Source organism: Teichococcus vastitatis (assembly GCF_003604215.1).
In the GTDB taxonomy this organism is placed as follows: Bacteria; Pseudomonadota; Alphaproteobacteria; order Acetobacterales; family Acetobacteraceae; genus Pseudoroseomonas; species Pseudoroseomonas vastitatis.
Genome location: NZ_QXGS01000025.1, coordinates 16,000 through 40,926, shown reverse-complemented (window position 1 = coordinate 40,926; position 24,927 = coordinate 16,000). Strand labels below are relative to the sequence as shown.

At 72.6% G+C, this 24,927-nt stretch carries 25 protein-coding genes and 1 pseudogene; 9 read left to right on the top strand and 17 right to left on the bottom strand.

Annotation, left to right across the window (positions count from 1 at the left end):
- Nucleotides 1–99: 99 nt before the first annotated feature.
- Genes D2K64_RS18375 through D2K64_RS18355 form a run of 5 tightly spaced genes read right to left on the bottom strand, consistent with a single transcriptional unit; the run spans nucleotide 100 to nucleotide 5,854 of the window.
- On the bottom strand, nucleotides 100–591 hold the full coding sequence (locus tag D2K64_RS18375; protein WP_120009845.1) for a hypothetical protein: 492 nt from the start codon (nucleotides 589–591) through the stop codon (nucleotides 100–102).
- A gap of 47 nt (nucleotides 592–638) precedes the next feature.
- A complete protein-coding gene (locus D2K64_RS18370) occupies nucleotides 639–1,115 on the bottom strand; it encodes a GNAT family N-acetyltransferase (protein WP_238384272.1) in 477 nt (158 codons plus the stop codon).
- Nucleotides 1,099–2,526, bottom strand: a complete 1,428-nt coding sequence (gene tldD / locus D2K64_RS18365) for a metalloprotease TldD (protein ID WP_120009844.1) — start codon at nucleotides 2,524–2,526, stop codon at nucleotides 1,099–1,101. The genes D2K64_RS18370 and tldD overlap by 17 nt, the downstream gene beginning before the upstream one ends.
- Nucleotides 2,523–4,772, bottom strand: coding sequence for a PAS-domain containing protein (locus D2K64_RS18360; RefSeq protein WP_162306217.1), 2,250 nt, complete (start codon nucleotides 4,770–4,772; stop codon nucleotides 2,523–2,525). Before D2K64_RS18360 ends, tldD begins: the two co-directional genes overlap by 4 nt.
- On the bottom strand, nucleotides 4,769–5,854 hold the full coding sequence (locus D2K64_RS18355) for a COX15/CtaA family protein (RefSeq protein ID WP_120009842.1): 1,086 nt from the start codon (nucleotides 5,852–5,854) through the stop codon (nucleotides 4,769–4,771). Before D2K64_RS18355 ends, D2K64_RS18360 begins: the two co-directional genes overlap by 4 nt.
- A 149-nt stretch (nucleotides 5,855–6,003) precedes the next feature.
- Between D2K64_RS18355 and D2K64_RS18350 the strand changes: the two genes are divergently transcribed.
- Nucleotides 6,004–6,780, top strand: coding sequence for a glycosyltransferase family 2 protein (locus D2K64_RS18350; RefSeq protein WP_120009841.1), 777 nt, complete (start codon nucleotides 6,004–6,006; stop codon nucleotides 6,778–6,780).
- Nucleotides 6,777–7,496 (top strand): TVP38/TMEM64 family protein, encoded by a 720-nt coding sequence (locus D2K64_RS18345; protein WP_120009840.1) that lies wholly within the window; start codon nucleotides 6,777–6,779, stop codon nucleotides 7,494–7,496. Before D2K64_RS18350 ends, D2K64_RS18345 begins: the two co-directional genes overlap by 4 nt.
- 27 nt (nucleotides 7,497–7,523) lie before the next feature.
- On the opposite strand, the gene D2K64_RS18340 is transcribed toward D2K64_RS18345, so the two are convergent.
- Nucleotides 7,524–8,471 (bottom strand): FkbM family methyltransferase, encoded by a 948-nt coding sequence (locus D2K64_RS18340; RefSeq protein WP_157985926.1) that lies wholly within the window; start codon nucleotides 8,469–8,471, stop codon nucleotides 7,524–7,526.
- Between the two features lie 162 nt (nucleotides 8,472–8,633).
- Complete coding sequence (gene uvrB, locus D2K64_RS18335) at nucleotides 8,634–10,847, bottom strand: excinuclease ABC subunit UvrB (protein ID WP_120009838.1); 2,214 nt, start codon at nucleotides 10,845–10,847, stop codon at nucleotides 8,634–8,636.
- Nucleotides 10,848–11,046: 199 nt separating this feature from the next.
- Between uvrB and D2K64_RS18330 the strand changes: the two genes are divergently transcribed.
- Nucleotides 11,047–11,427, top strand: a complete 381-nt coding sequence (locus D2K64_RS18330; protein WP_120009837.1) for a hypothetical protein — start codon at nucleotides 11,047–11,049, stop codon at nucleotides 11,425–11,427.
- Nucleotides 11,428–11,465: 38 nt separating this feature from the next.
- Here the strand turns inward: D2K64_RS18330 and D2K64_RS18325 are convergent, their stop codons facing one another.
- Nucleotides 11,466–12,809 (bottom strand): glutamate--cysteine ligase, encoded by a 1,344-nt coding sequence (locus D2K64_RS18325; RefSeq protein ID WP_120009836.1) that lies wholly within the window; start codon nucleotides 12,807–12,809, stop codon nucleotides 11,466–11,468.
- A gap of 39 nt (nucleotides 12,810–12,848) precedes the next feature.
- On the bottom strand, nucleotides 12,849–13,577 hold the full coding sequence (locus D2K64_RS18320; protein ID WP_120009849.1) for a 16S rRNA (uracil(1498)-N(3))-methyltransferase: 729 nt from the start codon (nucleotides 13,575–13,577) through the stop codon (nucleotides 12,849–12,851).
- On the opposite strand from D2K64_RS18320, the gene ubiA reads away from it, so the two are divergent.
- Together ubiA and D2K64_RS18310 are read left to right on the top strand one after the other, a co-directional pair.
- A complete protein-coding gene (ubiA, locus tag D2K64_RS18315) occupies nucleotides 13,570–14,505 on the top strand; it encodes a 4-hydroxybenzoate octaprenyltransferase (protein WP_120009835.1) in 936 nt (311 codons plus the stop codon). The two genes, D2K64_RS18320 and ubiA, sit on opposite strands and share 8 nt — an antisense overlap.
- The gene (locus D2K64_RS18310) at nucleotides 14,502–15,152 is read left to right on the top strand and encodes a class I SAM-dependent methyltransferase (protein WP_120009834.1); all 651 of its coding nucleotides are present in this window, start codon (nucleotides 14,502–14,504) and stop codon (nucleotides 15,150–15,152) included. The genes ubiA and D2K64_RS18310 overlap by 4 nt, the downstream gene beginning before the upstream one ends.
- A 27-nt stretch (nucleotides 15,153–15,179) precedes the next feature.
- On the opposite strand, the gene D2K64_RS18305 is transcribed toward D2K64_RS18310, so the two are convergent.
- The gene (locus D2K64_RS18305; protein ID WP_120009833.1) at nucleotides 15,180–15,371 is read right to left on the bottom strand and encodes a hypothetical protein; all 192 of its coding nucleotides are present in this window, start codon (nucleotides 15,369–15,371) and stop codon (nucleotides 15,180–15,182) included.
- Nucleotides 15,372–15,497: 126 nt separating this feature from the next.
- Here D2K64_RS18305 and D2K64_RS18300 point away from each other — a divergent pair, with 126 nt between their 5' ends.
- Nucleotides 15,498–16,022: a histidine phosphatase family protein gene (locus D2K64_RS18300; protein WP_238384271.1), complete on the top strand. Its 525-nt coding sequence runs from the start codon at nucleotides 15,498–15,500 to the stop codon at nucleotides 16,020–16,022.
- On the opposite strand, the gene cobS is transcribed toward D2K64_RS18300, so the two are convergent.
- From cobS to D2K64_RS18285, 3 genes are read right to left on the bottom strand one after another with little or no spacing between them, the layout of a single operon-like run.
- Nucleotides 16,006–16,758: an adenosylcobinamide-GDP ribazoletransferase gene (gene cobS, locus D2K64_RS18295; protein ID WP_120009831.1), complete on the bottom strand. Its 753-nt coding sequence runs from the start codon at nucleotides 16,756–16,758 to the stop codon at nucleotides 16,006–16,008. The genes D2K64_RS18300 and cobS overlap by 17 nt on opposite strands.
- A gap of 7 nt (nucleotides 16,759–16,765) precedes the next feature.
- Nucleotides 16,766–17,779 carry a nicotinate-nucleotide--dimethylbenzimidazole phosphoribosyltransferase gene (cobT, locus tag D2K64_RS18290; RefSeq protein ID WP_120009830.1) on the bottom strand — a complete coding sequence of 338 codons (1,014 nt, stop codon included), beginning with the start codon at nucleotides 17,777–17,779 and terminating at the stop codon, nucleotides 16,766–16,768.
- On the bottom strand, nucleotides 17,776–19,125 hold the full coding sequence (locus D2K64_RS18285) for a cobyrinate a,c-diamide synthase (protein WP_120009829.1): 1,350 nt from the start codon (nucleotides 19,123–19,125) through the stop codon (nucleotides 17,776–17,778). Before D2K64_RS18285 ends, cobT begins: the two co-directional genes overlap by 4 nt.
- Nucleotides 19,126–19,379: 254 nt before the next feature.
- On the opposite strand from D2K64_RS18285, the gene D2K64_RS18280 reads away from it, so the two are divergent.
- Together D2K64_RS18280 and D2K64_RS18275 are read left to right on the top strand one after the other, a co-directional pair.
- Complete coding sequence (locus tag D2K64_RS18280; protein WP_120009828.1) at nucleotides 19,380–19,949, top strand: hypothetical protein; 570 nt, start codon at nucleotides 19,380–19,382, stop codon at nucleotides 19,947–19,949.
- A complete protein-coding gene (locus tag D2K64_RS18275; protein WP_120009827.1) occupies nucleotides 19,949–20,521 on the top strand; it encodes an Ig-like domain-containing protein in 573 nt (190 codons plus the stop codon). The genes D2K64_RS18280 and D2K64_RS18275 overlap by 1 nt, the downstream gene beginning before the upstream one ends.
- Nucleotides 20,522–20,561: 40 nt before the next feature.
- Here the strand turns inward: D2K64_RS18275 and cobA are convergent, their stop codons facing one another.
- Nucleotides 20,562–21,410 carry a uroporphyrinogen-III C-methyltransferase gene (gene cobA / locus D2K64_RS18270; protein ID WP_238384270.1) on the bottom strand — a complete coding sequence of 283 codons (849 nt, stop codon included), beginning with the start codon at nucleotides 21,408–21,410 and terminating at the stop codon, nucleotides 20,562–20,564.
- Between the two features lie 38 nt (nucleotides 21,411–21,448).
- Here cobA and D2K64_RS18265 point away from each other — a divergent pair, with 38 nt between their 5' ends.
- Nucleotides 21,449–22,582 (top strand): cobalt-precorrin-5B (C(1))-methyltransferase, encoded by a 1,134-nt coding sequence (locus D2K64_RS18265; protein WP_120009826.1) that lies wholly within the window; start codon nucleotides 21,449–21,451, stop codon nucleotides 22,580–22,582.
- A 5-nt stretch (nucleotides 22,583–22,587) separates the two neighbouring features.
- On the opposite strand, the gene cobM is transcribed toward D2K64_RS18265, so the two are convergent.
- The 3 genes and pseudogenes from cobM to cbiE form a co-directional block, all read right to left on the bottom strand.
- Nucleotides 22,588–23,337: a precorrin-4 C(11)-methyltransferase gene (gene cobM / locus D2K64_RS18260; RefSeq protein ID WP_120009825.1), complete on the bottom strand. Its 750-nt coding sequence runs from the start codon at nucleotides 23,335–23,337 to the stop codon at nucleotides 22,588–22,590.
- Nucleotides 23,334–23,726 carry a cobalamin biosynthesis protein gene (locus tag D2K64_RS25585; RefSeq protein WP_274379312.1) on the bottom strand — a complete coding sequence of 131 codons (393 nt, stop codon included), beginning with the start codon at nucleotides 23,724–23,726 and terminating at the stop codon, nucleotides 23,334–23,336. The genes cobM and D2K64_RS25585 overlap by 4 nt, the downstream gene beginning before the upstream one ends.
- A pseudogene (cbiE, locus tag D2K64_RS18255) lies at nucleotides 23,715–24,920 on the bottom strand (precorrin-6y C5,15-methyltransferase (decarboxylating) subunit CbiE); the annotation flags it as partial. The gene D2K64_RS25585 and the pseudogene cbiE, both read right to left, overlap by 12 nt.
- Between the last annotated feature and the right edge of the window lie 7 nt (nucleotides 24,921–24,927).

Sequence of the window (24,927 nt, the reverse complement as noted above, 5' to 3'; positions counted from 1 at the left end):
CTGAAGGGGATAAACTGCGTCATGCCCATCAGATTCGCGGATTTCAGACCGGAGGGAAATCCGACAGACTGCTAGGCATGTTTCCTCAGGGATGTTCCGTCAGGCGTGTTTCGTTTGGCCAGCCACGTCTGCCGGCTCGCCGAAGCCTAGCCGGCGCAGCGCCGCGATGGATCGTTCCGCCGAAACGTGGTGAATGAACACGCCGCCCTTGCGCTCCCAGCTCTCCGCGGCGGAAGCGCGGTCATCCACCAGCACGTGGCCGGGGCCGGACCAGCGGGGCTTGTCGCGGCTCATGCAGGTGATCACCGGCACATGCGCACCCAGCATCCGCGCCACCCAGCGCTTCTTCTGCGCCGGAGCCCAGCTTCCCATCGGCAGGCCGGTCAGGATGGTGGGATGGTGCGGGGCGCAGAAGCGCCACAGCACTTCCGCATCCTGCATGAAAACCAGCGTCTCGAAGAAGCGGGGGGCCTTGGCCAGCGCGCCCCACATCGCCTTCAGCGACAATTCCTCGGGCCGCCGGCCGGTGATGGCGTGAACGCCATGGTCGAAATCGGCCAGCACGCCATCCAGGTCCAGGAACAGCTTCATGCGCACCTTCCACCCCATCAGCGGCAAAAGGCGCCAGGAGTTGCCGCTCAGCCCGCCAGATGCGCGGCGGCGATGCGGAACTCGACACGGCGGAACCCGTGTTCCTCGCGCCGCTCCACCTCCTCGAAGCCGAGCCGCTGGTACAGGGCGATGTTGCGCGCCATCTTCTCGTTGGTGATCAGCCCGACCTGCGGCAGCCCGCGCCGCAGCGCCTCCCGGCCCACGAAGCGCAGCAGGGCGCGGCCGAGGCCGCCGCCATGGTGGGCAGGGTCCACCGCCACATTGTCGAGCCACAGGCAGTCCGGCCGCTCCTCGATCACCGCGGCACCGGCCAGGGCACCGTCCACCGCCACCACCCAGGTCTGGCCGGCGGAGATGCGGGCGGTGTAGTCATCCTGCATGGGCGCGGGGCGCCGGCCGATCACTGCCACCCAGGGGGCATAGGCGCGCTCCACCAGCGCGGCGAGGGCGGGGGCCTCCGCCGCGCGGGCGAGGCGCGGCGCCGGGTCAGACAGCGGTGCCACCGATGGTCAGCCCGGTCATCTTCAGGGTCGGCTGGCCGACGCCCACCGGCACGCCCTGGCCCTGCTTGCCGCAGGTGCCGATGCCGGGATCGAGCGACATGTCGTTGCCGATCATGGTGACGCGGGTCAGCGCATCGGGACCGTTGCCGATCAGCATGGCGCCCTTCACCGGCGCGCCGACCTTGCCGTCCTCGACCAGATAGGCCTCGGACATCGAGAACACGAATTTGCCGGAGGTGATGTCCACCTGCCCGCCGCCGAAATTGACGCCCCAGATGCCGCGCTTCACCGAGCGCAGGATCTCCTCCGGGTCCTTGTCGCCGCCCAGCATCACCGTGTTGGTCATGCGTGGCATCGGTGCGTGGGCGTGGCTCTGCCGCCGGCCATTGCCGGTGGGCGCCACCCCCATCAGCCGGGCGTTCTGCCGATCCTGGATGAAGCCGGTGAGAATGCCGTCCTCGATCATCACCGTGCGGCCGGTGGGCGTGCCCTCGTCATCCACGGTGAGCGAGCCGCGCCGATTCGCCAGGGTGCCGTCATCCACCACCGTGACGCCCGGGGCGGCGATGCGCTGGCCGAGCAGCCCGGCGAAGGCCGAGGTCTTCTTGCGGTTGAAATCGCCCTCCAGCCCGTGGCCGATCGCCTCGTGCAGCAGGATGCCCGGCCATCCGGGGCCGAGCACCACCTCCATCTCCCCGGCGGGGGCGGGAATGCTTTCCAGGTTCAGCAGCGCCTGGCGCAGCGCCTCGTCCACCGCGCCCTTCCAGGCCGCCTCGCTCATCACCGCATCATAGGAGACGCGGCCGCCCATGCCGTGCATGCCGCTTTCGCGCCGGCCGCCGGATTCCACCACCACGCTGACGTTGAGCCGCACCAGCGGCCGCAGGTCGGCCACGCGCTGGCCGTCGCCGCGGATGATTTGCACCGCCTGCCATTCGCCGGACAGGCCGGCCATCACCTGAGTAACGCGGCTGTCGCGGCCGCGCGCATAGGCGTCGATGGCGGCCAGCAGCGCCGTCTTGACCGGGAACTCCACCGCGGACAGCGGGTTGGCATCGTCGTAGAGCCGCGCATTGGTGGCGCGGGGACCCAGGGCGAGCTGGCCGGAATGCCCGGTGGCCACCGCCCGGACCGTGGCGGCGGCGCGCTGCAGGGCGGCTTCCGAGATCTCCCCGCCATGCGCGTAGCCCGCGGCCTCGCCGGCCACGGCGCGCAGGCCGAAGCCGCGCGTGCTGTCGAAGCTGGCCGAGCGGATGCGGCCGTCATCCAGGCTGATCGCCTCGCTTTCCACGTATTCCAGGAACAGCTCGCCATCCTCCGCGCCCTGCAGGGCGCCGCGGGTGAGGCGCTCGGCGGCGGCCTGGTCCAGTTCGCGGAAGAACAGGCGGTCGGTGGTGTCGAGGGCGGTCATGCCGTCTGCTCCTGCGGTTGCATGGCGGTGGTGAGGCGCAGCCGGGCCGTGGTGCCGGCACCGCGCTGGCTGTCGAGAACCAGGCTGCCTTCCATCGCCTGCGCCAGGGCGCGGGCGAGATAGAGCCCGAGTCCTGATCCCCCATATCGGCGCGCGTGGCTGGTTTCCAACTGCACGAAGGGCTCGAAGGCGCGCTCGACCTGCTCTGGGGACATGCCGATGCCGGTGTCGCTGACGGTGACCTCGACACCATCGGCCACCGGTGCGGCGGCGATGCGGACGCTGCCGCCCGCCGGCGTGAACTTCACCGCATTGGCCACCAGGTTGAGCAGGATCTGACGCAGCCGCCGCTCATCGGCGCGGATGCGCGGCAGTTCGGGCAGCGGCTCCAGCACCAGGATGATGGCGGCGGCCTCGGCGGTCGGGCGCATCAGCCGCACCGCCCCTTGCAGCACGGACGGCAGGAACAGGGCCCGGGTTTCCACCTGCAGGGCGCCGGTGCCGGCCTGGGCCACCGCCAGCACCTCGTCGATCAGCCCTAGCAGGTGCCGCCCGGCTTCCAGGATGCTGCTGGCGAATTCCGCCACATGCGGCGGCCCGGGTTCGGCGGCGAGCGCCTCGGAAAAGCCGATCACCGCGTTCAGCGGCGTGCGCAGCTCATGGCTCATGGTGGCGAGGAAGCGGGTCTTGGCATTGCTGGCTTCCTCCGCGGCGGCGCGGGCGCGCTCGGTTTCGGCCAGGGCGCGGCGCTCGGCGGTCACGTCGGTGTAGATGCGCACGAAGCCGCCATCCGGGGTCGGGTCGGTGCTGACCTCGATCATGCGGCCTTCGGCGGTGGAGCGGGTAAAGGTTTCCAGCGTCGGCACCACATTGGTGGCGCGGGTCCGGAAGATGCGCTCCGCCTCGGGCCCGCGGCCGAACTGGCCGCGCTCGAACTGCAGCCGGCGTAATTCCCGCAGCGGCGCGCCGGGGGCCATTTCCTCGCGCGTCAGGCCGGTCATCCGGCAGGCCAGGGTGTTGGCGGCCACCACGCGGTTGTCGCGGTCGAACAGGCAGACGCCGTGTCGCATGTTGTCCATCATCACCTGCAGCAGCGCGGCGCGGCGCTGCGCCTCCGCCTCGGCGCGGTGCAGCGCCGTGACGTCGCTGACCACCGAGATGTGGCCCCCATCGGGCAGGGGGGCGGTCTTGCCGGTCAGCACCCTGCCATCGGTCCGGATGCGTGTTGTGGGCGGGCGGTCAAAGTCGAATTGCCTGCGGAACACCTCCTCGACCGCTTCCGGCGCGGCGTATTCGCCGGTGGCTTCCCGCCGGCGCAGGATGTCCATCAGGTGCTCGCCCAGCATCACCGTGCCGTCGCCGACGATGCGCCGGAAGGCGGCGTTGACCATCCGCAGCCGGCGGTCGGGCCCGTACACGCAGACGCCGTGCGGCAGCGCCGCCAGGATGCCGTCGAGCATGGCGGCGCGGCGCTTGGCCTCGTCCTCCGCCTGGCGCATCGGCGTCACGTCCTCCAGCCCGATCAGGAAGCCGCCATCTGGCAGCGGCTGGCTGGTGGCGCGCACGGTGATGCCGTTGGAGCGGATGCCGATGATCTGGCTGCGCTGGCTGCGGTCGATGTTGCGCCGGGCATCGAGGCGCGCCTGCGTTTCCGGGTCCAGCGGCATGTTCTCGATGATCAGATCGATCACCGCATTGATGGGAAGGCCGGGGCCCAGCGTTCCCGCGGGCAGGTTCAGCAGCGCCTCATAGGGCTCGTTGAACAGCACCAGCCGGTGCTGCTGGTCATAGATCGCGATGCCGGAGGGATTGTGCCGCAGCGCCGTGTCGAACAGCCGCAGGCGGTCGCGTGCCGCGGCCTCGGTATGCCGGTGACGGGTGACGTCGGTGACGACGCTGGCCCAGCCGCCGTCGGGCAGCGGCATCCGGGCGATCTCGAACCAGCGGCCATCCGTGGCGCAGACCAGCCGGCGCACCGGCTGGCTGCGGTCGAGTGCCAGCGCTGTCCGGGCATGCGCCTCGGGATCGCCGCTGCCATAGATGCCGCGATAGGCGAGGCGGCGGATCAGGTCCTCCGCCGGAGTGCCGCGGGGGTCGTCCTCGGCCGGCAGGGCCAGCAGGGCGCGGGCCGGACCGTTGGCCAGCACCAGCCTGTGCTCGGCGTCGAACACCAGCGCCGCGCTGGGCAGCGCCAGCAGCAGCTGCAGCGCCGCCTCGGCCTCGTCGCGGCCGGCCGCCGAGGTCACGGGGCGAGCCGCCGTGCCGTGGCGCGCGGCCGGCGCAGGGCATGCAGCGCGGCCAGCGCGGCGGTCAGCACGCCCACCGCCACCGTCTGGTGCAAGGTGCCGAGCCAGGCCGGCACCACCAGCAGCAGCGTCGCCACGCCCAGCCCGTATTGCAGCGCCACCACGCCGCCCAGGGCCAGCAGGCTGTTGCGCGCGAAGCCGGCGGGCAGCGCGCGGGCACCCCATGCGGCGGCGGCCAGGGCGGCGATGCCGGCCAGGCTCGCCAGCAGGCGATGGTTGAACTGCACGGCGGCAATGTTGGCGGTGAAATTGCGCAGGAAGGGCGAAAGCTGGGCATAGCCCTCCGGCACCAGCCGCCCCTCCATCAGCGGAAAGGTGTTGTAGGCGAAGCCGGCATGGATGCCGGCCGTGAAGCCGCCGGCCAGCATCGCCAGCACCAGCAGCCCGGCTGTGCCATGCACCAGCCGGCGCAGCCCGGCCGGGTGCGGCGGCGCGTCGCGATCCGGCCGGAACAGGCCCAGCGCCGTCCACAGCACGACGCCGTAGAGCAGCAGCGCCAGCCCCAGATGCACCACGAGGCGGTAGGGCGAGACGGCGGTGCGGTCGGCCTCGAAGCCGGAGGCCACCATGAACCAGCCCACCGCGCCTTGCGCGCCGCCGAGCAGGAACAACAGCACCAGTCGCGGCTTCAGCCCGGCGGGAATGCGGCCGCGCAGCCAGAACCACACCAGCGGCACCAGAAAGGCCAGACCGATCAGCCGCCCCCAGAGCCGGTGGGTCCATTCCAGCCAGAAGATCTGCTTGAAACCCTCCAGGCCGAAGCCCTGGTTGACGAGTTCATATTGGGGAATGGTGCGGTACAGGTCGTAGAGGCGGCGCCACTCGGCCTCGGACAGGGGCGGCAGCGCGCCGGAGAGCGGTGCCCATTCCATGATGGACAGGCCCGAGCCGGTCAGCCGCGTGGCGCCGCCGAGCGCCACCATCACCCAGATCATGAAGGCGACGCCGAGCAGCCACCAGCCGACGGCGCGCCGGTCGGCTCGGAGCTGGTTGCGGATGGGAAGGTGCGGATCGAAGGGCATGATCCACGGCGTCTAGCACAATTTGGCGGCGGGAAGCTGCGCCGGCCGGCGCTGCGGAACGAAATGGCCGGTGCGGCGGGGTGCCGTGCGTGCCCCTGGCTGGGCCCGGCCCTTGTCCGGCTGGTTGCTGCCTGCTACCCCGCGCCGCCATGCCGGACCTTCCGCGCCCTGTCGCCGCCGCAACCCCCGGCCCGGCCCCCGCCGCGCCGCCCGCCCTGTCGATCGTGGTGCCGGTGCGCAACGAGGCGCCGAATATCGGCCCGCTGGTGGCCGAGATCTCCGCCGCCCTGGACGGCGTCCCGCACGAAATCGTCTATGTGAACGACGGCTCCTCCGACAACACGGCGGCGGTGCTGGCGGAGCTGGCGCAGACCACGCCAGCCTTGCGGGTGCTGAGCCATGCGGCCTCCTGCGGCCAGTCGGCGGCCATTGTCACGGGCGTCAGGGCGGCGCGCGGCGAATGGATCGCCACGCTGGACGGCGACGGGCAGAACGACCCAGCCGACATTCCCGCCCTGTGGCAGTTCGCCCAAGCGGAAAACCGGGACGGAGGTTCGCCGCTGATGGTGGCGGGATGGCGCACCACCCGGCGCGACACCCAGGTGAAGCGCCTCTCCTCGAGCTTCGCCAACCGGATCCGCGCCCGGCTGCTGGGCGACGCCACCCCCGATACCGGCTGCGGACTGAAGCTGTTCCCGCGCGCCCTGTTCCTCAGCCTGCCGGCCTTTGACCACATGCACCGCTTCCTGCCGGCGCTGGTGCTGCGCCAGGGCGGCCGGGTGGTCAGTCGCCCGGTGAACCACCGGCCGCGCATGCGCGGCCAATCCAACTACGGCACGCTGGACCGGTTGGCCGTGGGCGTGGTCGACATCCTGGGCGTGATGTGGCTGCAGCGGCGCTGGAAGCGGCCGCAGCTGCGCCCATGACTGTGGGCGGCGCCCGGGAAGCGCCGCGCACCCGGCCCTTCGCCTCGCTGGCCCGCATGCTGGTTCTTCTGGCCGGGCTGGCGGCGGCCGGCTGGCTGCTGCGCGAGCTGGGTGCGGCGCCGGGCGGGGCGCAGGCCGAGGATTGGGTTCGCCGCTTCGGGCTAGAGCGGACGCTCTGGGGCGAGGGAGCCTTTCTTCTGCTCGCTACGCTGGCCGTCGCCGTCGGCGTGCCGCGGCAGGCGGCCGCGTTTATCGGCGGCTATGCCTTCGGGCCACTGACCGGCGGCGGCCTGGCGTTGCTGGCGCAGGGGCTGAGCTGCGCCGCCGATTACGGCTGGGCACGGCTGGTCGCCCGCGGCTGGGCCGAGCGGCGGCTGGCCGGGCGGTTCGGCCGGCGGCTCCGGCCGCTGCGCGACGCCCTGGCGGCAAATCCCTTCGGCGCCACCCTGGCGCTGCGGCTGCTGCCGGTCGGCAACAACCTGGCGCTGAACCTGCTGGCCGGAATGGCCGGCATCCGCGCCGCCGCCTTCTTCGCCGCCTCGCTGCTCGGATACCTGCCGCAGACGGCGGTGTTCGCACTGGCTGGCGGCGGCATCGCGGTGGAGCGCGACGCGCAGCTCTGGCTGGCCGGCGGGCTGTTCGTGCTGTCGGCGGCGATCGGTTTCGCCCTGCTGCGGCGGGTCCGCGCGGCGCGGGCGCTCGACGAGGAGGGCTGAGGCGCCCGCGGCGGCCGGGAGCCGCCGCTAGCCGCCCCGGGTGAGATAAAGGTAGCCGAGGGTGCCGGCCAGGGTTTGCAAGCACTCCTCGGCCCGCATGGCGCCGGTCAGGCCCTTCTGCTCGATCAGCCGGAGGGCGAAGCCCTGGTCCACGAAATCCTGCAGGTAGCGCAGCGGCGGCATGATCGGCCGTGTGCTGTCCTCGTGGAACTCCACGATCAGCGTCAGGTTCGGCGAGCGGTCCATCAGCGCGCGGGCACCGCGGAACACGTGCGGCTCCGCGCCCTCGACATCGACCTTCATCACGTGCGCGGTCGCGACCTGGGCGAGCAGGGTATCGAGTGGCGCCGCCTTCACCTCGATATGGTGCGCGCCCTGCGGACTGCCCATGGTCGAGCCGCCCCCCGAGAAATCATCCGTGTAGCCGAAGCGCAGCGTCGCTTCCTCGGAGTGGACCGCGAGGTTGAACAGCTCGACGCGGTCGTCGAAGCCGTTGATCGACACCGACCTGCGCAGGTGGCGGAAGATGCCGGGATTGGCCTCGAAGGAATAAACCCGGCCCCTCGCGCCCACCCAGGCGGCACCGAGCAGCGTGTAGTAGCCGAAATTGGCGCCCACATCGAGAAAGGTCATGCCCGGTTTCACGGCGCCGGCGATGATTGTCTCGATCCAGCGCTCCCAGCGGCCGTCCAGCATCAGGTGCGAACAGATCCCGGCGTCGCGGGTGTCCACATAGATGCGGTGGCCGGTGTGGAGCCGCGTCAGCGCCTCGTGGCCGCCGAGATAGATGGTGTGGGCGTCGCGCAATTGCTGCAGCTGCGCCTCGAGCCCGTCGATGCGGCGGATCAGCGTCGTCTCGATCACCGCGAGCTTATCCTGCATCGCACCCAGCGCCGCTTCCAACCTGCCGGTATCGGGACCGGTGGTGCCGGAACGGCTGGCGGTGCGCTCCGACATCGGGCTCGTCTCGCTCATGCGGGCTCCGGCGGCGCTACTGGCGCCTGTGGGTGGGGCGACGACGCTGTCGCGCAACGGTTTGGATATTTCCATGGAGGTTCAACCGAAGCAAGCTGAAGCCTGCGCCCGGCCCGCGTCGTTCCGCCCCATGGCGCCGCTCCCGGCCGCCGCGGCGCCGCCTCAGCGTGCGCGCCGGCGTCCGCCGCGCTTCTTCTCCGGGTCGTAGCCACCGCCGCCGGGCCCCAATGGCTTCGGCTTCCAATCCGCCTTGGCCCCACGTTTCGGCGCCGCCGGGTTCATCGAGCGCCCGGCCAAGTTCGGCTCCAGCGCCGGCCCGAGGCCGAGCTCCAGGTTCTCCAGCCGCTTGATCTCGTCGCGCAGCCGGGCGGCCGTCTCGAATTCCAGGTCCGCGGCGGCGGCGCGCATCTTCTTCTCCAGCTCGGCGATGGACGCGCGCAGGTCCTTGCCGACGAACTCCATCGGCCCGTCTTCCTCGGCGCCGGTCGGCGCCACGGTGACGTAATCCTGCTCGTAGACCGATTGCAGCACGTCGCTGATCTGCCGGACGATGCTCTGCGGCGTGATGCCGTGCGCGGTGTTCCAGTCCTGCTGCTTGGTGCGGCGACGCTCGGTTTCCTCCAGCGCGTTGCGCAGGCTGTTGGTCATGCGGTCGGCATACAGCACCACCCGCCCCTCGGCGTTGCGCGCGGCGCGGCCAATGGTCTGGATCAGCGAGGTGGTGGAGCGCAGAAAGCCTTCCTTGTCGGCATCCAGGATGGCGACCAGCCGGCATTCCGGAATGTCGAGTCCCTCGCGCAGCAGGTTGATGCCGATCAGCACGTCGAACACGCCCTTGCGCAGGTCGCGGATGATCTCGATGCGCTCCAGCGTGTCCACGTCGGAATGCAGGTAGCGGCACTTGATGCCGGCTTCCGTCATGTATTCCGTCAGGTCCTCGGCCATGCGCTTGGTCAGGGTGGTGACCAGCACGCGGCCGCCCTTGGCCATGGTGTCGCGGCACTCGGCCAGCAGGTCGTCCACCTGGCCCTCGACGGGGCGGATCTCGCAGACCGGGTCGATCAGGCCGGTGGGGCGGATCACCTGCTCGGCGAAGCTGCCGCCGGTGCGCTCCATCTCCCACGGCCCCGGCGTCGCCGAGACGAACAGGCTGTCGGGACGGAAGCTGTCCCATTCCTCGAATTTCAGCGGCCGGTTGTCCATGCAGGACGGCAGCCGGAAGCCGAACTCGTTCAGGATGGTTTTGCGCGCGAAGTCGCCGCGATACATGCCGCCGATCTGCGGCACGGTGACGTGGCTCTCATCGACGATCAGCAGCGCGTTGTCCGGGAGGTACTCGAACAGTGTCGGCGGCGGCTGGCCGGGGCCGCGGCCCGACAGGTAGCGGGAATAATTCTCGATGCCTTTGCAGGAGCCGGTGGTTTCCATCATCTCCAGGTCGAAGGTGGTGCGCTGCTCCAGGCGCTGGGCTTCCAGCAGCTTGCCTTCGGCGTTCAATTCCTCCAGCCGCTGCTTCAGCTCGACCCGAATGTCGCGGATCGCCTGCAGCAGCGTTGGCCGCGGCGTGACGTAGTGGCTGTTGGCGTAAACCGCGATGCTGTCCATCTCCCCGGCGATCTCGCCGGTCAGAGGGTCGAACTCGCGCAGCGAATCGACCTCGTCGCCGAACAGCGAGACGCGCCAGGCGCGGTCCTCCAGGTGGGAGGGCCAGATGTCCACGGTTTCGCCGCGCACCCGGAAGGTGCCGCGCTGGAAGGCGGCGTCGTTGCGGCGGTATTGCTGCTCCACCAGGGCCTTCAGCAACTGCTCGCGCGCGATGCGCCCGCCCACCTGCAGCTTCACCACCATGTTCGAGTACAGCTCAACCGAGCCGATGCCGTAGATGCAGGACACCGAGGCCACGATCACCACGTCGCTGCGCTCCAGCAGGGCCTGCGTCGCGGAGTGGCGCATGCGGTCGATCTGCTCGTTGATCTGCGCGTCCTTCTCGATATAGGTGTCGGAGCGCGGAACATAGGCTTCGGGCTGGTAGTAGTCGTAGTAGGAAACGAAGTATTCCACCGCATTCTCAGGGAAGAAGGACTTCATCTCCCCGTAAAGCTGTGCCGCCAGCGTCTTGTTGGGTGCCAGGATCAGCGTCGGCCGCTGCACCGCCTCGATCACCTTGGCCATGGTGAAGGTCTTGCCGGAGCCGGTGACGCCGAGCAGCACCTGATCGCGTTCCTGTTGCCTCAGCCCCTCCACCAGCTGCGCGATGGCATGGGGCTGGTCGCCGGCAGGCTCATAGGGCGAGACCACCTGCAGGGGCCGCGCGGAAGGCGGCGATGGACGCTTCGGCGGCAGGAAGGGGGTGGCGGCAGGGATGATCAGGTTCATGCGGCGGACCCCGGAGCGGACACATCTGGAACGAAGTGGCGACCATGTGGGCAATGGTGGCCCTGATCGCCAGAAGGCAAGAACGGATTGTGAACCCATTGCCGCTGATCCGAGCAATGGTGAACGTCATATTCAGGATTCCGTGAGTAGCTCATCTTCTTTAAAGGTTGTTCATCTTTGTTAGCCAGAGTGCGCGGCCATGATGACCCGTCCGACCGCGTCCGGCGAACAGCGCAAAACCTGCGACGATGCCGCCACGATCACCCGCTTCACCGAGCGGGAAATATCCCAGATCAACCGTGACGTTCATTCCCTCCCCGGCAGCTGGACAATTTTTCCGCATGTGGATGAGAACGGCGAAGTGACGCTGCTGCTGGCGCCGGCCTGCTGGGAGGATCAGGACACCGCCCTGGTGCTGCAGCGCGACGTCGCGGGCATCTGCGTGCTGTTGAGCGTCGGCGATGACGTGGCCTTGCAGGGCATGGCGCCCGGCGTCTCCGCCGCGATGGCGATGCTGTGGGATTGCGCCTGCCGCCACACGGACAGCCTGGCGGGCCTGAATTGGCGCGCGAGCGCTTGACGGCTTCCGGGCCCGGGCGCCCGCGGCCCGGGTTTTCGTCAGATGGCGGCGGCGGAAAGAACCCGGGCTACCTCGCCACCCCATTCCTCGCGGCAGAGCCGCAGCCAGCGATCCGCCTGGGTTTCGCCGCTGTCGAGCACGGCCTGCACCGGCGCGAGGTAGCGTTCCTCGCCCAGGCCGCGCGCCCGTAGCCCCTGTCCGGCGATGGCCAGGGCGTCGTGCCCCCAGTCGCGCAGGGTGCGGCCGCGGAACGGTGTCGCCAGCGCCTGTTCCGGCACCGCGATGCGCAGCGCCTGCAATTCCGCCACGGGCCAGTCCCGAACCAGCGCCGCGGCCGCCGTCTGCGCCGCGCCGTCATACAGCAGACCGACCCAGAAGGCCGGCATGGCCTGCATCATCTCCGGGCTGCCGGCGTCGGAGCCGCGCATCTCCAGGAAGCGCTTCAGCCGCACATCGGTAAACACGGTGGTGACGTGGTCGGCCCAGTCGCCCATCGTGGCCTCGACGCCCGGATGCTGCGGCAGGCCGCGCGCCATGAAGTCGCGGAAGGATGACCCGGCGCAGTCGATCCACCGCCCTTCCCGCATGATGAAATACATCGGCACGTCGAGCACCCAGTCGGCGAAGCGCTCGAAGCCAAAGCCCTGCTCGAAGGCCACCGCCGGGATGCCGGTGCGGTCGGGATCGGTTTCCGTCCAGACCCGGCCGCGCAGCGTGCGCAGGCCATTGGGCTGGCCTTCGGCGAAGGGCGAATTGGCGAACAGCGCGGTGGAGAGCGGCTGTAGCGCCAAGCTGACCCGCAGCTTCTCCACCATGTCGGCCTCGGCGCCGAAATCCAGGTTCACCTGCACGGTGCAGGTGCGCAGCATCATGTCGAGCCCCATGGAGCCGACACGCGGCATGTATTGCCGCATGATGGCGTAGCGTCCCTTGGGCATCCACGGCATGTCCGCCCGCTTCGCCAGCGGGTGGAAGCCGAGCGGCGCGAAGCCGAGGCCCAGTGCGCCGCCCACCTGCCGCACCTCGTCCAGGTGGTTGTGCAGCTCCGCCTCGGCCTGGTGCAGGTCGGCCAGCGGGGCGCCGGACAATTCGAACTGGCCGCCCGGCTCCAGGCTGACGGAAGCGCCGCCCCGCTTCAGTCCGATCGGCTTGCCGCTGTCCAGGATCGGCTCCCAGCCGAGCGCCTGCAGCCCTTCCAGCATGGCCCGGATGCCGCCCGGCTCATAGGGTGGCGGCGACAGGTCGTCGCGGCGGAAGCCGAACTTCTCGTGCTCGGTGCCGATCCGCCAGGCGTCGCACGGCTTGGAGCCGGCGGCGAACCATTCGGCGAGCTGGCGCGGGTGCTGGATCGGTGTGAGGTCGGCCTCACCGGGATTGGACATCAATGACCTCACAGAACGCCGACCGCGTCGGCGGGAGCCTCAGGTGGGAACGGCCCAGTCTCCCGCCAGCGCCTGAAGCACCGCGAGTCCCGCAACCGCTGCCGTCTCCGCCCGCAGAATCCGCGGGCCGAGCGCAGCCGGTGAAACAAAGGGTCGCCGACGCACCGCGTCAAGCTCCTGCCCGGTGAAACCCCCCTCGGGCCCGACCAGAAGTCCGATCGGCGGTGCCTTGCCGGCCAGAACCACGCCGGCCGGTGGTGCATTGCCGCGCGCATCGCCCACCAGCAGCGGCGCCCCGTCCCAGCCATCCAGCGCGCGATGCAGGTCCATCGGCTCGGCGATCTCGGGCAGGTCGAGGCGCTCGCACTGCTCCGCCGCCTCGCGGGCGACGGCGCGAAGCCGGTCGGTGTTGACCCGGCCCACCACGGTGCGGGCGGTGATCACCGGCTGGATGCGGCGCACCCCGAGCTCGGTGGCCTTTTCCACGGTCCAGTCCAGCGCGTCCCGCTTCACCGGCGCCAGCAACAGGCGGATATCGGGCGAGGCGACCTGTTCGCGGATCCGCGCCTCGGGCACGAAGCTCGCCTTGTCCTTGCGGATGGCCGCGATCCGGGCGCGCCATTCGCCGTGCCGGCCGTTGAACAGCACCAGCAGGTCGCCCTCGCGCTTGCGCATCACCTGGCCCAGGTAATGGCCCTGGCCGGGCAGGGCATCGATCTCGGCACCTTCGGCCAGATCGGCCTCGGCATACAGGCGTGGGATGGACATGCGGGGCTCCGGCAGGACAAATGGCGGGGTGAAGCTGCACACCGATATCCGCGCCCGGGGCTGGGTCGCGCAACTCCCCGATGGCTGGCGCCCCTACGCGCTGCTGATGCGGCTGGACCGGCCGATCGGGTCCTGGCTGCTGTTCTTGCCGGGCCTCTGGGCCTTTGCCCTGGCGGCGCCCGGCTGGCGGGACGGGCTGTGGCTGGCCGCCCTGTTCGGCCTCGGCTCGGTGGTGATGCGCGGTGCCGGCTGCGTGGTGAACGACCTGTGGGACCGTGACCTGGACCGGCAGGTCAGCCGCACCGCCGGGCGGCCGCTCGCCTCCGGCGCGGTGCGGCCGAAGCAGGCGCTGGCCTTTCTCGGCCTGCTGCTGGGAATCGGGCTGGCTGTCCTGTTGCAACTGAACCCGCTGTGCTGGCTGCTGGGCGTGGTGTCGCTGGTGCCGGTGGCGCTGTATCCCCTAGCCAAGCGCGTCACCGATTATCCGCAGGCGGTGCTGGGCCTGACCTTTTCCTGGGCCGCGCCAATGGGCTATGCGGCGACCACCGGCCGGCTGGATGGAGCGGCGCTGGCGCTCTACGCCGCCGCCTTTCTCTGGATCCTCGGCTACGACACCATTTACGCCCACCAGGACCGCGAGGACGATGCCCTGGTGGGCGTGCGCTCCACCGCGCGCCGCTTCGGCGAGAACACCGCACCCTTCCTGTTGGTCTGCTATGCGGGCGCCGTGGCGCTGCTGCTGCTGGCGGGGTTCCTGGCGGGGGCGGGGGCCTGGTTCTACCCGGCGCTGCTGCTGCCGGCGCTGGTGCTGGGCTGGCAGATCCGCCGCCTCGACATCCACGACCCGGCGCTCTGCCTCCGGCTGTTCCAGCGCAACCGGGATGTCGGGCTGCTGGTGGCGATGGCGTTTCTGATCGGCCGCCTGTGACGCAGCCCCAGGCGGCCGCGTTCATCGCCGCGCACACCACCCTGGCCCGCCCGGCCCTGGTGCCGGAGATCGAGCTCTACCTCGCCACCGAGATCACCCCGATCTGGCAGGCCACCGAGACCTGGTTGGCAGAGAAGGGAATCGAGCCGCCCTTCTGGGCCTTTGCTTGGCCCGGCAGCCAGGCCCTGGCGCGGCTGATCCTGGATGGTGCCATCCCGGTGGCGGGGCGGCGGGTGCTGGATTTCGCCGCCGGCGGTGGGCTGGCCGCCATCGCCGCCGCCCGGGCCGGCGCCGCGTTGGTGGAGGCGGCCGAGATCGACCCGCTGGCGCTGGCCGCTACCCAGCTGAACGCCGGCCACAACGGCGTCACCGTGCTAGCGGCCGAGGGCGACGTGGTGGGCAGCGCGGCGCGCTGGGACACGGTCCTGGCCGGGGATGTCTGCTACGAGGCACCGATGACCGGGCACATCATGCCCTGGCTGCGCCGCCTGGCCGCATCGGGCACCGAGGTGCTGCTGGCCGATCCCGGACGGGCCTACCTGCCGCGCGCCGGCCTCTCGCCCATGGCCCGCTTCAGCGTGCCGACCACACGTGAGCTGGAAGACCGCGACCAACGCGAGGTCACGGTGTTCCGGCTGGCGGGCTGATCGCGGCCGAGCGGGCGGGGCAGGGACTCAGTTGCGCGGTGATGGGGCGGAAGCGGGCAGAGCGGCACGGATCAGCTTGGAGTCGAGTTCCGGCGCCGGGGCCGTCGGCACGCGCCGCAGGGCCTCCTGGCGGGCCTGTTCACGCAGGCCGAGCCGGTTGCTGCGGCTGTCGGACGATTCCGGCGTAGCGGGGATCGGCTGGATCGGGGCGATGTGCATGGCTTCTTCCGGCGGTTCGCATGGGTGGCGCCGCGACAGGCGGTTCCTCCGGTCACAACGCAGCCGGAAGGTGATTGTTGCGGCGCGTCGTCTTGCCGATTTCACGAAACGGCCATGATTCCGGTCATGGCTGAAGCATCCCACGCGCTGGTGCGGCACCTTCCCGTCGCAGCGAAGGGATTGTGCTACGGGCGGCTCGACCTGCCTGCGGAGGATGACGATGCGGCAGCGGTGCTGGCGGCGCTGCGCGGCTTCCCGGCGCGCCATCTGGTGTGCAGCCCGGCGCGGCGCTGCCGCAGCCTGGCCGCCGCGGTCGGCGCCGCCCTCGCCTTGCCGGTGCGGCGTGACCCGCGCCTGCAGGAGCTGGATTTCGGTGCCTGGGAAGGGCTGCCCTGGAACGACGTGCCAAGGGCCAGCCTGGATGAATGGGCCGCCAACCCTTGGGGCTTCGCGCCGCCCGGTGGCGAAAGCGGCGCGGCGCTGGTGGCGCGGGTGCGCGCGTTTCGCGCCGGGCTGCCGCGACGAACCGTGATCGTGGCGCATGGCGGGCCGCTGAAGGTGCTGCGCTGCCTGCTGGAGAAGCGGCCGGTTGATCTGCTGGCGCCGGCGCAGCCGCCTGGCAGCGTGTGCCTGATCAGCCCGGCAGGCTGAGGGCCGTCAGCGCGGCGCATTCGGCCAGCACGGCGGTGGCGCCCAGCACGTCCCCGGTGTGGCCGCCGATCTGCCGGCGCGCCAGGACGCTCATGGCCAGCCCCGCGCCCAGCGCCGCCGCCAGTGCCGGCACGGCCTGCCCCGCAGGCAGCAGCACCAGCGCCAGCCCGCCCCCGACCAGCAGCGCCGCCAGGGCCGGCAACGGGCCGGGCCGGCCCAGACCCGCCCCCAGCCCGTCCGGCCGCGCCGGGGGCAGCAGCAGCAGCGGCACCAGCATGGCCAGCCGCGCCAGCGCCGCCGCGGCCGGCAGCATGAGCCAGGGCGCGGACAGCGCCGCGAGGGCGGTGCCGCGCAACCCCAGTGACAGGATCAACGACGCGGCGCCGTAGCTGCCGATCCGGCTGTCCCGCATGATCGCCAGCTTGCGTTCCCGTCCACGCCCGCCGCCGAAGCCGTCCGCAGTGTCGGCGAGGCCGTCCTCGTGCAGCGCGCCGCTGGCCAGAAGCAGCGCGGCCAGGGCCCAGAAAGCAGCCAGGGCAGGCGGCAGGCCCAGTTCCAGAAGGCCCGCCTGGATCGCGCCGGCCAGCGCGCCCAGCGCCGCCCCGGCCAGGGGCCAGGCCCAGGCAGCCCGGGCATAGCCGGCAGGATCCCGCGGCGTCGGCATCCAGCCCACCGGGAAGCGGGTCAGCAGGCCGAAGGCGGCGCCGATCTCCGCCAAGCGGCCGCCGAGGTTCAAGCCTTCCTCACGCGGCGCGGCCTGCCACGCCCGCCTCGGCGAAGCTGGCCATGCCGGCGTGGCAGGCCAGCGCCGCCCGCAGCAGCGGCACCGCGAGCGCCGCGCCCGAAGCTTCGCCGAGTCGCAGGCCGAGATCCAGCAGCGGCGTCATGTCCAGCGCCGTTAGCAGCCGGCGGTGGCCCGCCTCGGCCGACAGGTGCGCTGCCTGCGCGTGTTCCAGCCCGTCCGGCGCCAGCAGCGCCAGCGGGGCCACGGCGGCGGTGGCGGTGAAGCCGTCCAGCAGCACCGGCACGCCACGCCGCCGCGCCGCCAGGGTGGCGCCGAGGATCGCCGCCAGCTCGAAGCCGCCCAGGCGCCGCGCCACCTCCAGCGGGTCGTCCAGCGCGGCAGCGTGGCGGGCCAGCGCGGCCCGTACCACCGCCTCCTTGCGCGCCACGCCTGCCGCATCGAGCCCGGTGCCGCGCCCGGCCCAGCCGGTGCCACCGAACAGCGCCGCCGCCAGCGCTGCCCCGGCGGTGGTGTTGCCGATGCCCATCTCGCCCAGGCAGAGCAGGTCGCAGCCCTCCGGCACCGCGGCGCCACCCTGTTGCACGGCGTCGAGGAACTCGGCCTCGGTCATGGCCGGGGCGGTGGTGAAGTCGGCGGTGGGGCAGTCGAGCCGCAGCGGCACCACCCGCAGCGCCGCGCCGGAGGCTGCGGCCAGGGCGTTGATGGCGCCGCCGCCGGCGGCGAAATTATCCGCCATCTGGGCCGTCACCGCCGCCGGATAGGGCGAAACGCCCTGCGCCGTGACGCCATGATTGCCGGCGAACACCAGCACCTGCACCCGTTGCAGGCGGGGCGCCGGGCGCCGCTGCCAGCGCGCCAGCCAGGCCACCAGCTCCTCCAGCCGGCCCAGGCTGCCGGGCGGCTTGGTCAGCACGGCCTGCCGCGCCTCGGCCGCCGCCGCCGCGGCAGCGTCGCCCTGCGGCGGGTGGCAGGCGGCGGCGCGCAGGCTGGCCAGGGTCGGAAAGAGGGTCATGAGGGATCCTGCAGCGCGATGGCGTGGAAGAAGCTGCCGCTGACCGGGCCGCGCCGGCCACCGGCCGGGCCGAGCGCCGTGCCCGCCGCATCGCGCAGCTCGGCCAGGGGCAGGTCGCCGCCGGGATCGCTGATGCTGGCGTAATGGAATTCATGGCCGCGCAGCACCTGCCCCGCCCGGCCCAGCACGCCGTCGGCCAGCAGGCGCGCCTCGCGATAGCCGAGCTGCATGCGCCGGCGCGCGAAGCTGGTGGCGTGGCCCAGCAGCCCCGCCATCGGGTGGCGGACCCCTCCGGCATCCTCCAGCCCCTGGCCCAGCACCATGAAGCCGCCGCACTCGCCATGCACCGGCCGTGTGGCAGCGAAGCGGCGCAGCCCATCCAGGAAACCGCCGGCAACGGCCAGCCGGCCGGCATGCAGTTCGGGGTAGCCGCCGGGCAGCCAGCAGGCATCGCAGCCCTCTGGCGGTGGCTCGTCGGCCAGCGGCGAAAAGCGGTGAAGCGTGGCGCCCGCCGCGTGCCAGCCGGCCAGCAGGTGCGGATAAAGGAACGAGAAGGCGGCATCCTCGGCCACGGCGACGCGTTGGCCGGGCGGCGGCAGCGCCGGACCCGGGCTGGGGCGCGCGGGCGTCCCGGAAGCCGCCGCGGCGGCCTGGATGGCGTTGAGGTCGAGATGCGATTCGGCCAGCGCCGCCAGCCGGTCGAGCAGCGCCGGCAGCGTGCCCAGCTCGCGCGCCTGCACCAGGCCCAGATGCCGCTCCGGCAGGGCAATGGCGGCGTCGCGCGGCAGCGCGCCCCAGACCGGCAGGCCGGTGGCGGCGATCGCCTCGGCGGCGCCGCGCCGGTGCCGCTCGCTGGCCACCCGGTTCAGCACCACCCCGGCGATCCGCACCGCCGGATGGTGGGTGGCGAAGCCGCGCGCCACCGCCGCCGCCGATTGCGACTGACCCGAGGCATCGAGCAGCAGCAGCACCGGCCAGCCGAAGCGGGCGGCCAGATCCGCGGCGCTACCCTGGCGTCCCGGCTCCGTGCCGGCGCCGTCGAACAGCCCCATCGCGGATTCCACCAGCAGCAGCTCGCAGCCCTCGGCCGCGGCGGCGGCGGCGGCGCCGAGCCGCGGGGGTGGCATGGCCCAGCTGTCGAGATTCGGGCTGGGCCGGCCACAGGCTGCGGCATGAAAGGCGGGATCGATGTAATCGGGCCCCGATTTGGCCGCGCCGACCCGCACGCCGCGGCGGCGCAGCGCGGCCAGCAGGGCCAGGGTCAGCGTGCTCTTGCCGGCGCCGGAGCGCGGGGCGCCGACCACCAGGGCGGGGGGCGGCGCGGCGGGGGGCTGGACCGGATCCATGCGGGCCGCTTAGCACGTTCGCCCGGCCGCGCCGACCCATGCCGCCGACTGCACATGACGCTTCAGCAATCCAGGATAAAGGGTTGATTTGTTGCAAAGCAGAATCGCGCGAAACCGTATGGTCCTGCTTGCTCTGGCGGGGCGCGGCGCGGTATTCACAGCCTCCCCTGGGTTGGCCATGGCCAGTTCCAAGGGCGACGCACCGCCGGCTGCGCTCCGACCCGCCGGCCTCATCGATTGGAGAAGAGAAGGGCATGGTTCAGCGCCACCTTCCGCAGACGCATCCCGCCCGGCCCGCCACCCCGCTGCTGCGCCGCGTCCTGGCCGGCCTGCTGGCGGCGGGCACGCTGTGCGCTTCTTCCGGCGCCATGGCGACGCCGTTCCGCTGCCCTAGCGAGGAGCAGCAGCGCATGTTCGAGCTTTCGGCGCTGAAGACCGAGCTGATGGTGGTGGCCACCACCTGCGACACGGAGCAGCCCTACAACGACTTCATCCGCCGCTTCCAGTCGCAGCTCAGCGCCAATGACATGGCGGTGATCCGGCATTTCACGGCGCGCGACCGCCGCGCCGGGCAGCGCGCCAACGACACCTTCATCACCAACCTGGCCAATGCCCGCGCCCAGGAGGCGAACCGCATCGGCGCCGATTTCTGCGCCCGCAACGCCGCTCTGTTCAAGGAAGTGATGGCGCTGCCGTCCGGGGCCGAGCTGGCGCCCTATGCCGCTGCCAAGGACCTGATCCCGGCATCCGTCGGCGCCTGCGTTTCCAGCGCTTCCGCATCGGCCGCCGCGCCCGCCCGCACCACCCGGAGAGCTTCCCGCTGATGCCCCTCCCTGTCCGCCGCGCCGGCTTCTGGCTGGCGCTGCTCGCGCCGGCGGCGCTTGCCGCCTGCGCCAAGAACGACGCCCCGCTGAGCCAGTCCACCCGCCCGATCTATGCCGCCGACATGATCGGCGCGGCCAAGAGCTGCACCGTGCCGGACAATCCGCGGCTGGTGGACGCGCAGCAGACCGAGGTGCCGATGACCGTCGGCAATGATGGCGGCTGGTGCGGCCTGCGCGTGTCCCGGCCGGGACCGGAGCCGTTCGACGCCGGGCTGCTGACCAGCCGGGCCGCGCATGGCCGCGTGCGCGTGCAAAGCGTCGGCGACTGGACCCGCATCGACTACACCCCTGACGCAGGCTTCGCTGGGGAGGACAGCTTCGTGATCCGGCTGCTGCCCGGCTCCACCTCGGTGAAGGTCAACGCCCGGGTCGAGGCCGGAACGCCGGCCACCGCCGCCGCTGCCGTTCCGGCCGTGGCGCAGCCCGCGCGGCCGGTGGTGACGCCGGCCGCCACCTCGGCGCACCCGGTGACCAAGCCGGCCCGCACCGCGCCTGCCCGCCGCGCCCGCTGAGTGCCGCCCGGGGCCAAGGTCCGGCCCCGGCCCCGGCGCCTCACGGCTCCTGGTGCGAATCGCCGGGCAGCGTCGGTGCCCCGGCCATCGGCCGGTGCGCCGGCCGATTCAGCGCCGCCGCCGCATCGACGATGCCGCCGATGGCCACCACCGCCGGCGCCGCCAGCCCGGCCTGCCGCACCGCCTGCACGATTCCGGCCAGCGTCGACACCACGCTGCGCTGGCGCGGCGTCGTCGCCTCGGCCACCGCCGCCGCCGGGGTGCCGGGCGGCAAGCCGGCCCGCAGCAGCGCCGCCACCACCTCCGGCAGGCGGCGCATCGCCATGTACAGCACGATGGGCTGGCCGAGCCGCGCCATGGCCGCCCAGTCCAGCGCATCCTCGGCCCCGGCGGCCGCGTGGCCGGTGGCCAGCACCACCGCCTGGTTCACGCCGCGCTGCGTGGCCGGGATGCCGGCCGCCGCCAGCCCGGCCAGCCCTGCCGTCAGGCCAGGCACGATGCGGCAGGGGATGCCGGCCTCGGCCAGCGCCAGCGCTTCTTCCGCGCCGCGGCCGAACACAAAGGGATCGCCGCCCTTCAGCCGCACCACGCGGCGGCCCAGCCGCGCCTCGCGCAGCAGCGCCGCGATGATGTCGGCCTGCCGCGCCGAGGGGCGGCCGCCGCGCTTGCCCATGTAGACCCGCTCGGCGCCGTCGGGCGCCAGCGCCAGGATGCGCGAATCCACCAGCTCGTCATGCACCAGCGTTTCCGCCTGAGCGATGGCGGCCACGGCGTCCAGGGTCAGCTGGCCGGGATCGCCCGGACCGGCCCCGACCAGCCAGACATGCCCCGGCGCCAGCACCGGCGCACGGCGGCCGAGCAGCGCTTCCAGCATCATCAGGCGGTTCACCGCCCGCCTCCCGCATGACAGCGGCGTAAGGGAGCGATATGGCTGCGGGCGTGCAACACCAGGAACACCCCCGGGGCCCCCAGCAGAAAGGACCCTCGGACGAACCGTTGCGCCGGGGCTGGACCACCGGCGCCTGCGCCACGGCGGCGGCCAAGGCGGGTTTTGCCGCGCTGTGCGGCCAGGGCTTCCCCGATCCTGTGTGCATCACCCTGCCGCGCGGCGAGCAGCCCGCCTTTGCCCTGGCCGAGCACGCCCTGCTGCCGGGTGGCGTCGCCATGGCCGCCGTGATGAAGGACGCCGGCGACGATCCCGACGTCACCCACGGGGCGCTGGTGCGTGCCACGGTGCGGCGCCTGCCGCCCGGCTCCGGCGTGGTGTTCGCCGCTGGCGAGGGGGTCGGTACCGTGACCCTGCCCGGCCTGCCGCTGCCGGTGGGCGAGCCCGCCATCAATCCCGGCCCGCGCGCCATGATCCGTGCCGCCCTGGCCGAGATCGCCGCGCCCGACGCGCATGTCGAGATCAGCATCCCCGGCGGCGCGCGCATCGCCGAGCGCACCATGAACGGCCGCCTCGGCATCCTCGGCGGGCTGTCCATCCTGGGCACCACGGGGGTGGTGGTGCCGTATTCCTGCGCCGCCTGGATCCATTCCATTCACCGCGGCATCGACGTGGCGCGCGCCACCGGGCTGGATCACGTGGCCGGCGCCACCGGCAGCACCAGCGAGGCAGCGATCCGGCAACTGGACGCGCTGCCGGAGCAGGCGCTGATCGACATGGGCGATTTCGTCGGCGGCATGCTGAAATACCTGCGCGCGCATCCGGTGCCGCGCGTCACGGTGGCGGGGGGGTTGGCCAAGCTGTGCAAGCTGGCGCAGGGCCGGCTGGACCTGCATTCGCGGCGCGGCGGCGTCGACCTGGACGCCCTGGCCGTCCTGGCGCGGGAGGCCGGGGGCAGCGCGGCGCTGGCCGCCCGCATCGCCGCCGGCAACACCGCGCTGGAAGCCTTCGCCCTTGCGGCGGCGGATGGCGTAGCGCTGCCCGAGGTGGTCGCCAGCCGGGCGCGGCAGGTGGCGCAGCAGGTGGTGGAGGGCAGCGGCATGGTGGTCGACGTGGCACTGTTCGGCCGCGACGGCACGCTGCTGGCGCGGGCCGGGCGTCCGGCGGAAGGCTGAGCCGCTCACCGGAACCGCCGACGGTAATCGGCGCTGTACAGCGCGCTGTCGCGGAACGCGCCCGGATCCAGGGCCCGCCCCACCAAGATCAGCGCGGTGCGTTCGGCCGGCTCGGCCGCCAGCCTGTGCTCGATGTCGCCGAGCGTGCCGCGGATCACGCGCTCATCCGGCCAGGACGCGCGCACCACCACCGCGGCCGGGCAATCGGCGCCCTGCAGCGGCCGCAGCGCCGCGACGATGCCGGGCAGCGCGTGGATGGCCAGGTGGATGGCCAGCGTCGCGCCGGTGGCGCCGAACGCGTCCAGCGTTTCCCCCGGCGGCATCGGGGAGGCGCGGCCGGACACCCGGGTCAGCACCACGCTCTGCGCCAGGGCCGGCACCGTCAGTTCCCGCCCCAGCGCGGCGGCGGCGGCGGCGAAAGCGGGCACGCCCGGCGTCATGCTCCAGGGAATGCCGAGGCGATCGAGGCGCCGCACCTGCTCGGCCACCGCCGACCACACCGACAGGTCCCCCGAATGCAGCCGCGCCACGTCCTGTCCGGCGGCATGGGCGCGGCGGAACTCCGCCTCGATGGCATCGAGGTCGAGGCCGGCGGTGTCCACCGTCCGCGCATCCGGCCGGCAATGCCGCAGCATCTCCGCCGGCACGATGGAGCCGGCGTAGAGGCAGACCGGGCAGGCGGCCAGCAGGTCGCGGCCGCGCAGGGTGAGGAGGTCCGGCGCGCCGGGGCCGGCGCCGATGAAATGCACGGTCATGCGGGGTGGTCCGTGGCCAGGGCGCAGGTGACGCCCGGCCCGTCGATGCGCGGCAGCACCAGCCTGCCGCCGCCGGCCAGGGCGCAGCCCTCCGCCACCGAGGCGATGCCGGTGGCCTCCAGCGCGGCGTCGGAGCGGGTGGGGCAGCGGGGTTGCGCCGCCAGGATGGCGTCCCGCGCAACAAAGCCGAGCGGCAGCCCCAGCACCGATGCCGCTTCCGCCAGGGCGGGCAGGCCGCGGCGAAAATCGGGCGCCATCAGGCGGGCGATGCGATGGCCGGACAGCGCCTCGGCGCTGCGGAGCAGGGCCACGATGTCGGTGGCGCTGGCGGACGGGCGGGCACCGATCCCGGCCAGCGCGGCGGAACGCGGATCGGCGGGCTTCTCCACGGCATATTGCGTCACCGTCATCAGCGGACGGTAGCCATGCATCGTGCCGACCGCATCCAGCCGCTCCACCCCGATCCGCGTCAGGCTACCGCCCCAGCGCTGGCGGGCGGCGATCAGAATCGCCTCGGTTTCCAGCGTCACCGCGTTGGCCACCAGCCGCCCGCCGGGGCGCAGCGCCGCCCAGGCCGCTTCCACCAGGCCGGGCTGGCCGGCGCCGCCGCCGAGAAACACCGCATCCGGTGCGGGCAGCCCGCCGAAGCCGTCCGGCGCCGCGGCCTCCACGATGCGCAGGCCCGGGACCCCCAGCGACAGCGCGTTGCGGGCTGCGCGGGCGGCGCGGTCGGCACGGGGCTCCAGCCCGACCGCACGCATCGAGGGGTGACGCAGCAGCCACTCGATCGCCACCGAGCCGGAACCGCAGCCAACATCCCACAACAACTCGCCCTGGCGCGGCGCAAGGGCGGCAAGGGTGACGGCGCGCACCTCGCGCTTGGTGATCTGGCCATCCTGCTCGAACAGCGCCTCGGGCAGGCCGGGGGCCAGCGGCAGCACCCGCGCCTCCGGGCCGGCCACCACCTCGATGCCCAACAGGTTCAGCGGCCCGGCCTCCAGCGCGAAACTCCTGGCAGCGGCGGCGCGCAGCCGCTCGCGCGGGCCGCCCAGCGCATCCAGCAGGTGCAGGCGGGACCCGCCGAAGCCGTGCCGCGTCAGCAGGGCCGCCACGGCGGCGGGCGTCGCGGCGTCGGCGGACAGTGCCAGGATGCGCGCGCCCGGCTGCAGCAGCGGCAGGACCGGCTCCAGCGGCCGGCCGCAGAAGGAGAGGGTGGCGCAATCCTGCGCCGCCCAGCCGAGGCGGGCACATGCCAGGGCAAAGGCCGAGGGCGCCGGGATGCACAGGAACTCGCCCGGCGGCACCTGCGGCGCCAGCACCGCGCCGATGCCGAAGCAGAACGGGTCGCCCGAGGCCAGCACGGCGGTGGGCCGGCCGCGCCGCGCCAGCAGGGCCGGGTATGCTCCCGCCATCGGGCTGGGCCAGGGATGCGCCTCACCAGCGATCAGCGGCGCGGCCAGGGCCAGGTGGCGGCGGCCGCCGAACACCGCGCCGGCCGTGCGCAGCAGGGCGGCGGCGGCGGGGGAAAGGCCCTCGACGCCATCCTCGCCGATGCCCAGGATGAACAGCCAGGGTTCGGTCATGCCAGGA